We start from the raw sequence: 9,357 nt of genomic DNA on the forward strand, positions 1-9,357 counted from the left end.
TGAGCCGGTAGCGAGCGGAGCGAGCCACCGCGTCCATGCTGGTTGAGCCGGTAGCGAGCGGAGCGAGCCACCGCGTCGAAACCTCGCGTCCCTGCTGATTGAACCGGTCGGCGGGGTCTGATGGCGGACGGGTTTCGACGCGACGCCTCGCTACGCTCGGTGTCGGCTCAACCGGCATAGGTTGCGCGACGCCTCGCCACGCCCGGTGTCGGCTCAACCGGCACAGGTGACGCGACGCCTCGCCACGCTCGGTGTCGGCTCAACCGGCATGCGTGGCGCAACGCCTCGCCACGCTCGGTGTCGGCTCAACCGGCATGTGTGGCGGGATATGTCCGCAAGTGTGGGATGCATGTCCTGGACGACGGAGCCGACGTCGGGACACGATGAGCACATGACACGAATGGTGTTGGTTCTCGGCTTCCCCGGGGTGCAGGCACTCGACGTGACGGGACCGGCCGACGTCTTCACCACCGCATCGATCGCGCTGCGTGACCAGGGGTCGCCCGTCACCTACGACCTGCGACTGGTGTCGCAACACGGAGAGCCCATCGACACCGGCGTCGGCCTGCAGTTCGTCTCGCACCCGCTGCCCGACCCCGCGGAACCGATCGACACTCTGGTGCTGCCCGGCGGCACGGGCGTCCACCGAGCCACCGAGGACACCGACCTCATCGACTGGGTCCGCGACGCGGCGGGTCGGGCACGGCGCGTCATCAGCGTCTGCAACGGCGCCTTCCTCGCCGCCGAGGCCGGGCTGCTCGACGGCCGACGCGCGACGACGCACTGGGCGGTGGGCGAGCTCCTCGCCGAGCGGTATCCGGCCGTGCAGGTCGACGCCGACGCCCTGTTCGTCCGCAGCTCGGACCACGTGTGGACGTCGGCCGGTGTCACCGCGGGCATCGACCTCGCCCTCGCGGTCCTCGAAGAGGACCACGGCACCGAACTCGCCCAGCTGGTCGCCCGCTGGCTCGTCCTCTACATGCGCCGGCCGGGTGGGCAAAGCCAGTTCGCGCCGCCGGTCTGGATGCCGCGCGCACGACGTGACGTGATCCGGGCGGCGCAGCAGCGCATCGAGGCCGAACCCGGCCTGCCCCACCGGCTTTCCGACCTCGCGCAGGAAGCCACGATGAGTCCGCGCCATTTCTCCCGCGTCTTCACCGCGGAGACCGGCGAGGCACCCAGCGACTACCTCGAACGGGTCCGCACCGATGCGGCTCGTCGGGCGTTGACCGAATCCACCGACACCATGCCGGTGATTGCCGCGCGCTGCGGGTTCGGTTCCTCGGAGTCTCTGCGCCGCACGTTCATCCGACGTCTCGGAATCTCCCCCGACCACTACCGCAAGACCTTCCGCTGACACAGTCCTCGCCACCGAACAGACAGGCAGACCCATGACCCAGATCGCGATCGTCCTCTATCCACGGTTCACCGCCCTCGATTTCGTCGGACCGTACGAGGTGCTGCGCATGCTCCCCGACGCCGACGTCCGATTCGTCGCCCACGAGCCGGGACCGGTCGTCGCCGACTCCGGTGTTCTCGTCGTCGGCGCGACACACTCGTTCGACGAGACGCCGTCGCCCGATCTGATCCTCATCCCGGGTGGACCGGGATGCTTCGGTGCGGCGAAGGACGAGAAACTTCGGGAGTGGCTGCGCACGGTCGGCCCGGCCGCACAGTGGACGACGTCGGTCTGCACCGGCTCGGTGGTCCTCGCCGCGGCCGGACTGCTGGACGGTCTCCGTGCCACCACGCACTGGTCGTCGCTGACCGCGCTGTCTCTCTACGGCGTGACGGCGGTGTCGGACGAGCGCGTCGTGCGCGCCGGCCCCGACGAACGCATAGTGACCGCGGCCGGCGTCTCGGCCGGCATCGACCTGGCACTGTGGCTCGCCGACCAGATCGCCGGGACGAAGAAGGCCGAGGCCATCCAGCTCGCGATCGAGTACGACCCGCAACCGCATCTCGACTCCGGCCACCGGTCGAAGGCGTCGGTCGCCACGATCACGGCATCGACGGTGATGCTCAGCCGCGACCTCGACAAGCCCGAGGTGCTGAAGTTGAGCACCCGACTGCTGTGGGATCGGGCCCTGGCGACGGTCCGTGCACGCCGCTGACGACGAAACCCGTGATGAACCGCCGGACATGCCCGGGTGACACCCAGGTGAGACACCGCACGATGGTAGTTTCTTCGCCATGACCAACAACCGCCTTGTGTCCGGCGCCGTCGCCGGAGTGGCCGGCATCCTGGTGGGACTCGGCGCGGTGTTCCTCGGCGGGTTCATCACCTCGGAGAACAGTCCGTCGACGGACCTGAACAACATCAATCCGAACAGCGGATTCGTCCAGGGTTCGGTCGACTACGGATCGCGCGGCGGCGCGGGCGAGACCAACTGACGCCGGATCCCGATGCCGTGCACGGCATCGGGACGACCTGACGGCAGCAGCAACTGAGTAGGACACCGCCCACCGCTCCCACAGGTGTCCTGTCGGCACGTGGGATCGGTCTGGCTGCCGCGATCGCGCTGATCGTCTGTCTGCTGCAGTCCCCCGGGCAGATCGCCGCCGACACGAAACTCGACCTGACGGCGAATCCACTCGGGTTCCTTGCGCGTGCCGCGCACCTCTGGACCCCGAACGCCCCGATGGGCCAGGTCCAGAACCAGGCCTACGGATACTTCTTCCCGCACGGCGCGTTCTTCGCCGCCGGCGACCTCCTGTCGGTCCCGCCCTGGATCGTCCAGCGCCTGTGGTGGGCGCTGCTCCTCACCATCGGCTTCGTCGGCATCGTGCGCGTCGCGGAGGCGATGCGGCTGGGCTCGCCTGCCTCCCGGGTCATCGCCGGCGTCGTCTTCGTCCTGAGTCCGCGCGTCCTCACCACCCTCGGCTCGATCTCGTCGGAGACGCTGCCGATGATGCTGGCGCCCTGGGTACTGCTCCCCGTGATCCGGGCGCTCGACGCCCCCGTCTCCGATTCCCGGCCGCTGTGGCGGGATGCCGCACGCTCGGCGGCCGCCGTCGCGCTGATGGGCGCGGTGAACGCGGTCGCGACGGCGGCCGCGCTCGGCGTCGCGGCCGTGTGGTGGCTGCTGCATCGTCCCCGCGACCGCCGGTGGTGGCGCTTCGGTGCGTGGACCGCGCTGGGCCTGGTCCTGGCGTGCGCGTGGTGGATGGTGCCGCTGCTCATCCTGTCCCGGGTCAGCCCGCCCTTCCTGGACTACATCGAGTCCTCCCGGGTGACGACGCAGTGGACGTCGCTGACCGAGGTGTTGCGCGGCGCGAGTTCGTGGACACCGTTCGTCTCCACCGAGCGGGTCGCCGGGGCGGTGCTCGTCACCCAGCCGGCCGCCGTGCTGGCGACCGGTGCCATCGCCGCCGCGGGACTCGCCGGTCTCTGCATGCGGCACATGCCGTTCCGGGGACGTCTCGTGACGATCCTGGGCGTGGGTCTGGTGATCATGTGTGTCGGCTTCGCCGGTGGTCTCGGTTCGCCGATCGCCGAGCAGATCCGGGTGTTCCTCGACGGTTCCGGTGCCCCGCTGCGCAACATCCACAAGTTCGAACCGTTCATCCGCATCCCGCTGGTGCTGGGTGTCGCTCACCTGCTCGCGCGGGTCCCGCTGCCCGGCACCGTGTCGGTACGAGAGACGCTGTCGGCCTTCGCCCATCCGCAGCGTTCCCGCCCGGTGGCCGCGGCCATCGTGCTCGTGGTCGCGGTGATCGGTGCGGGCTCGCTCATCTGGACCGGTCAGCTCGCACCCGCCGGGACCTACACCGCGATCCCGAACCATTGGAAGCAGACCGCGGACTGGTTGTCCGAGCACAGCAGCCGACCGGACGGCGCCCCGGCGCGCGCCCTCGTCGTCCCCGGTGCGCCGTTCGCCGACCAGCTGTGGGGTCTCACCCGCGACGAACCTCTCCAGCCACTGGCCGACGCGCCGTGGGCGGTGCGAGACGCCATCCCGCTGACGCCACCCGGCGCCATCCGTGCGCTCGACTCCGTGCAACGCGACATCGCCGCCGGACGCGGATCACCCGGCCTCGCCGAGACCCTCGCACAGCAGGGCGTGGGATTCGTGGTGCTCCGTGCGGACCTCACCCCCGAGACCTCCCGGTCGGCACGACCGCTCCTCGCACAGCAGGCACTCGACACCTCGCCCGGGTTGACGCGGGTGGCACAATTCGGCCCCCCGGTCGGACCGCCCACTGTCCGAGGAGTGATGCGCGACAACGGATTGCGGCCGACGATGCCCGCGATCCAGATCTATGCGGTCGAGGCGACCGGTTTCGACGGCACCGGTCCCCTTCTCGTGGACCAGCACGGGATGCCACGGGTCGCGGGCGGTCCCGAGGCCATCGCGGCCCTCGCCGAAGTGCGTGCGCGTCAAGGACTTCCACCTCTCGGTCCAGTGTTGCTCGACGCCGACGCCCGCCGCGCCGGGATCACCGACGGCCCACTCATCGTCACCGACACCCCGAGCGACCGGGAAACCGACTTCGGACGGGTCGACGACCACAGTTCCGCCATCCGGTCGGCCGACGACCCGCGTCGGACCCAGAACGCGGCCGCGGACTACCCGGTCGACGATCAGCCGCTCGTCCGCGGGGAATGGTTGCTGGACAACCGGAGTGGCGAGGTCCAGGTGACGACGTCCGGTTCGGCGTCGGACGCGGTGCAACCGGGGCAGACCTCCCCCGCGAACTCCCCCGCCGCGGCCTTCGACGGCAACCCACAGACGGCGTGGGTCAGCGGCGGACTCGAAGGAGCCCTCGGGCGGTGGATGCGAATCGGATTCACCATGCCCCAGACGGACCTGGCGCTGTCGTTGACCACCGCCCGGGCCCTCGGCCCGGACGTGACCAGCGTCCTGGTCACCACCGAGGCCGGAAGCACCGTGGCGTCGGGACTCGAACCGGGCAGACCGACGACCGTGACCGCCCCGAGCGGCTCGACCCGCTGGATACAGATCCGCGCGCTGAGCACCGAAGACGGCACCGCCGGGAACCAGTTCGCCCTCGGTGAGGTGGAGGTGTCGAACCTGCGGACCTCGACACCGCTGCAGATCAGACATCGTGTCGTTCTGCCCGAGCTCGCGGCGGGCACCGAGGTGGCCCAGTGGCTGCTGTACTCGGAGCTGAACGGGCGGGCGTGGTGCGTCGCCGACCCCGCCCGCGAGATGACCCGGTGCGCTCCGGGACTCGGGCTGTCGCCGGAGACATCGTCGGTGTTCAGCCGGGCTCTCTCCGTCCCCGAGGACACATCGGTCACCCCGTCGGTCATCCTCCGCCCACGACCCGGAGACGCGCTCGATCGGCTCCTCGCCACGCCGGGCGGCGTGAGCGCCACCGGACCGCGGCCGGTCACCGATCCCCGTGGCGGTCCGGCCGCTGCCGTCGACGGCGACCCCGGAACCGCGTGGACCGCACCGCAGATCCCGGCCCGGGAAAGACCCCAAGACCGCAACAACGACGACGAGGAGTCGGCGGACGAGGCGGAGCCGACCCTGACCGTCCACCTCTCCGCCGAACAACGCGTCGAATCGCTGAAAATCGTTGCACCGCTGGACTACCCGTCCGCACCGACCGAGGTCGCCGTCGATCTCGGCACCGGCGAACAGATTCGCGAGGTCGGCAAGGACGGTGTCCTTCGACTCGATCCCGCGGTCACCGACCGCATCGAGATCACCGTCCGCGAACAGCGCGACCTGATCGACGTCAACAGTCTCGGATTCGCCACACCCGCGCCGCCGGGCATCGCCGAGGTCGAGGTGACGCCGGCACCCCGGGCGCCCGCCCGCGACCGGGTCGTCGAGATCGGTTGCGGTGACGGTCTCGGCATCACCGCCGCCGGTCAGGTTGTCGGCGTCTCCGCGCGGACCACCACGAAAGCACTGCGTGCCGGTGAACCGGTGGTCGCCCGTGCGTGCCGACCGGGCGAGCTGCGACTGCCCGCCGGTCAGCAGGAGGTGTCGGTCAATCCCGGACCGGCCTTCACCGTCGACGCGGTGTCGCTGACCGCCGGGACGCCCGTGACCGGGGCGGCGACGACCACGCCGGACGTCACCGAGTGGACAGCGGCGAGCCGCGCGGTGCAGATCGAGTCCGGTCCCGAACGCCTGCTGGTGGTCCCCGAATCCACCAACCCGGGCTGGATCGCGCGGATCGACGGCCGGGAGTTGTCCGCGGTGGTCGTGAACGGGTGGCAGCAGGGCTGGGTCGCGCCGGCCGGGGTGTCGGGTGCGGTCGAGCTCACCTATCGGTTCGATTCGCTGTACCGCTGGTCGCTCGTCATCGGACTGGTGCTGATGGCCCTGCTGCTCGTCGCCGCGTGGTGGCCCTTTCCCCTGGTGTCACGATCCGGGCGGGACACCGTTGCCGAACCGCGGACGGTGCCCACCGGACGGTTCACCCTCGTGGCCGCCGGTCTGGGGATCCTCGGCGCGTCGTGGCTGCTGTCCGGATGGTGGGGTCTGGCCGTGGGCCTCGCCGTCGGCGTGGTCGGTGCGGCCGTTCCGCCGAGGGTCGGTGTCACGGCAACATTCGTCATGATGATGGCTGCGACCGTCGGCCTCACCGCCGGGCCGTGGCACGCCTCCGGCGGCTACCACGGCTGGGAGTGGTGGGTTCAGTTGCCGGCGTTGATCGCCGTGCTGATGACCGGCTGGCTGGTGTTCTGGCCGGGCTGCGACGCCGACGAGCCGGGCGAGGCCGAGTCGGACGACACCGAGTCACCGGCCGCACGGTTGCGGCGTCGGGTCTCGCGGTTGCGCAGCCAGTGGCGGGCCGGCTCCTCGATGAAGGCGTAGGATGCCGCGGAGATCCCGACCGTGAGTCCCAGCGTGATCACCCAGACGAGGACGGTGTTGCCGTTGAACGGCACGATGCCGAACAGCGGGAAGACGACGGCCAGGATCGCGATGTGCCAGATGAAGATGCCGTAGGACCAGCGCCCCAGCGCGAGCATCACGCGTGAGGTGAGGAAGCGGAACGGCCCCGAGTTGCAGACCAGCGGGGCGAGGAGGGCGTAGCCGCAGAGTCCACCCAGGACCATCTTGGTGGCGAACTCGATGTTGGTGACGTCGCCGAGCCCGGTCGGACCGGCGAGCCGGGTGCACGCGAGGCCGTAGGCGACGACGAGGAGCCCGAACATCAGCGAACGGTTCGCGCTGAGCCGCATCGCCAGGGTCATCCACCGGCCGCGCGCTGCGCCGGTGTCGAGGACACCGGCGATCTCGGCGAGGATCAGGCCGGCGACGAACCACGGCAGATGACCGAACACCCAGTTCTTGGTCTCCACCCCGTCGGCGACCGGCAGCGAGGTACCGACCCAGGCCCAGCCGAGGCTCAGCGCACCGAGCATCAGCAGCACCGGGATGCGCGCCCCGACGCGCCGACCACGCAACTGCAGAAGTGCGAGGCCGATGAGCGGGAGCAGAGCGTAGAAGGCGATCTCGACCGACAGACTCCACATCTGCGTGAGACCCGCGGTCAGCGTCAGCGGCACGAAGACCTGCGTCAGCGTCAGGTTGGCCAGCCAGACGTCGAGGTCGGCGCCCTGTGCCTCCGGCAGCAGGAGCAACACCAGCGCGACGACCACCACATACGCCGGCCAGATGCGGACGACGCGGTGACGGAGATAGCGCCGGACCGGCGGATGCCCGGCGCCGCGGTGCGCGGCGTCGACCCACGGTCGCCACAGCAGGAAGCCGGAGAGACCGAAGAACAGCGCGACCGCGAGGTCGAGGCGACCGAGCACCGGTCCGAGGACCGGGATCTCGACGGCACTGGTCTGGAAGGCGACGTGGGTGGTCAGCACCCCGATCGCGGCGAGCGCTCGCATGCCCTCGAGTTGCGGGTAGAAGCGTCGCGAGTCGGTCGCCGGTCCGGGGGCGTCGGGATGGCGCGCCCCGGATCGGGAGTCGGTGCCCGATGATCCGACAGAGTCGGGGCTCGATGATCCGACAGAGTCGGGGCTCGATGATCCGACAGAGTCGGACCTCGAGGCAGCGACGGAGTCGCGGGCGGAGTCGGTGCTGGTCATGCTGGTGACAGGGTAGCCCGGGGACATCCACTACCCTCGCCACCATGCCTTCGGAGCCGTCCCCGGTGCCCCAGTCCGCGGAGTCAGAGTCCGTACCTCACCGCTGGTCGACCACGGACCTGGCCGGGCCGACACTGATCTTCGTCGGCAGTTTTCTCATCGCGGTGACCATCGCGTTGCCGACGCTGCTCGTCGGCAACTTCCGCGAGATCCCGCTCAGCACCGACTTCACCACGGTCGCCACCGCCGAGGACGCGACGATCCTCGACCGCTGCTCGCTCGCCACGCCCGCCGCCCGGACCCTCGACGCCGATCTGGTCCGCCAGCAGCGGGTCGTCGCGGTGCAGCCCTCCGACGAGCACCGCGTGACACTGCAGGCCGGCACCTCGGTCCAGACAGACACGCTGCGTATCGACGACCGCGAGGTCGAACCGGAGGCCCCCCGGCCCGGCAGCGAGGGCGACGCCGAGTCGTCGGAGGTCTGCAACGACGTCACGGTCAACGCGCTCAAGGACCGGGTGACGCTCGACCGGGAGACCGCCGTACCGCAACTGTCGGCGCGCGGGGCGTCGGAGATCCAGTACGACAGCAACCAGGCACCGGTGCTGGTACCGGACCGCCGCGGTTTCACCTACCTGCTGCCCTTCGACACCAGCCTGACCGACCACGAGTTCTTCGACGTGGTCACCCGCACGACCGTGCCCCTGAGATACGACGGAGACACCGAGGTGGTCGGCAGGGATGTGGCCCGGTTCCGCGCCGAGGTCCCCGAGACCGACCTCGCGCGGGCAGCGCTCGGCCGGCCGGTCGGCACCGAGGTCACCATCACCCGGCCCGCGTCGTGGTTCGGCCTCGACGGTCCGCCGCGTGAGCTGACGGCCACCCTGCGGCACCGCAGTTCGTGGGATCTCGCCGTGGAACCGCGCACGGGGACGATCGTCGACGCGAAGATCACCGTCGACGAGTTCTACGCCTTCCCGGAGGGCACTCCCGGAGTGCCGGCGGACTTCCGGCTGCCCCATCTACAGGCCGCCTTCGCCTACGACGACACGTCACAGTCCCAGATGTCGCGCCTGGCTTCGGATCTGGCGACGCCGATCACGATCTGGGGCCGGATCGTGCCGATCGTGACCGGCGTCCTGGGCGTTGTCGCGCTGGTCGCCGGCGGTTTCCTGATCAACCCCGCGTGGCTGCCGCCGAGATTCCGGCGGACCGGTCGGGATTCCGGTGACGTGACCTAGATGTAATGACCAGGGACGTTGTGGACGGTGTGGCGCCAGTGAATAGGTGAGGACCTCCGGTATCGGTGTGGTTACCAC

The 9,357-nt window shown here is 70.2% G+C and carries 5 protein-coding genes and 1 pseudogene; 5 read left to right on the top strand and 1 reads right to left on the bottom strand.

Annotated elements, in window-relative coordinates; all coding sequences use genetic code 11:
- Positions 1–391: 391 nt before the first annotated feature.
- From BPODLACK_RS22780 to BPODLACK_RS23975, 4 genes are all read left to right on the top strand, one after another.
- Positions 392–1,357 carry a GlxA family transcriptional regulator gene (locus BPODLACK_RS22780; RefSeq protein ID WP_159406294.1) on the top strand — a complete coding sequence of 322 codons (966 nt, stop codon included), beginning with the start codon at positions 392–394 and terminating at the stop codon, positions 1,355–1,357.
- 34 nt (positions 1,358–1,391) lie between these two features.
- Positions 1,392–2,114 (top strand): DJ-1/PfpI family protein, encoded by a 723-nt coding sequence (locus BPODLACK_RS22785; protein ID WP_159406295.1) that lies wholly within the window; start codon positions 1,392–1,394, stop codon positions 2,112–2,114.
- A gap of 79 nt (positions 2,115–2,193) precedes the next feature.
- On the top strand, positions 2,194–2,394 hold the full coding sequence (locus BPODLACK_RS22790; RefSeq protein WP_159406296.1) for a DUF2613 domain-containing protein: 201 nt from the start codon (positions 2,194–2,196) through the stop codon (positions 2,392–2,394).
- 110 nt (positions 2,395–2,504) lie between these two features.
- Positions 2,505–6,803, top strand: coding sequence for a DUF3367 domain-containing protein (locus tag BPODLACK_RS23975; RefSeq protein WP_159406298.1), 4,299 nt, complete (start codon positions 2,505–2,507; stop codon positions 6,801–6,803).
- 59 nt (positions 6,804–6,862) lie between these two features.
- Here BPODLACK_RS23975 and BPODLACK_RS22800 read toward each other — a convergent pair.
- Positions 6,863–8,065 (bottom strand): annotated as a pseudogene (locus BPODLACK_RS22800) (acyltransferase family protein); the annotation flags it as partial.
- A 17-nt stretch (positions 8,066–8,082) separates the two neighbouring features.
- Here BPODLACK_RS22800 and BPODLACK_RS22805 point away from each other — a divergent pair.
- A complete protein-coding gene (locus tag BPODLACK_RS22805; protein ID WP_159406297.1) occupies positions 8,083–9,279 on the top strand; it encodes a DUF3068 domain-containing protein in 1,197 nt (398 codons plus the stop codon).
- The last annotated feature ends 78 nt before the right edge of the window (positions 9,280–9,357 follow it).

The organism is Gordonia sp. YY1, from assembly GCF_009872315.1.
Taxonomy (GTDB): Bacteria; Actinomycetota; Actinomycetes; order Mycobacteriales; family Mycobacteriaceae; genus Gordonia; species Gordonia amicalis.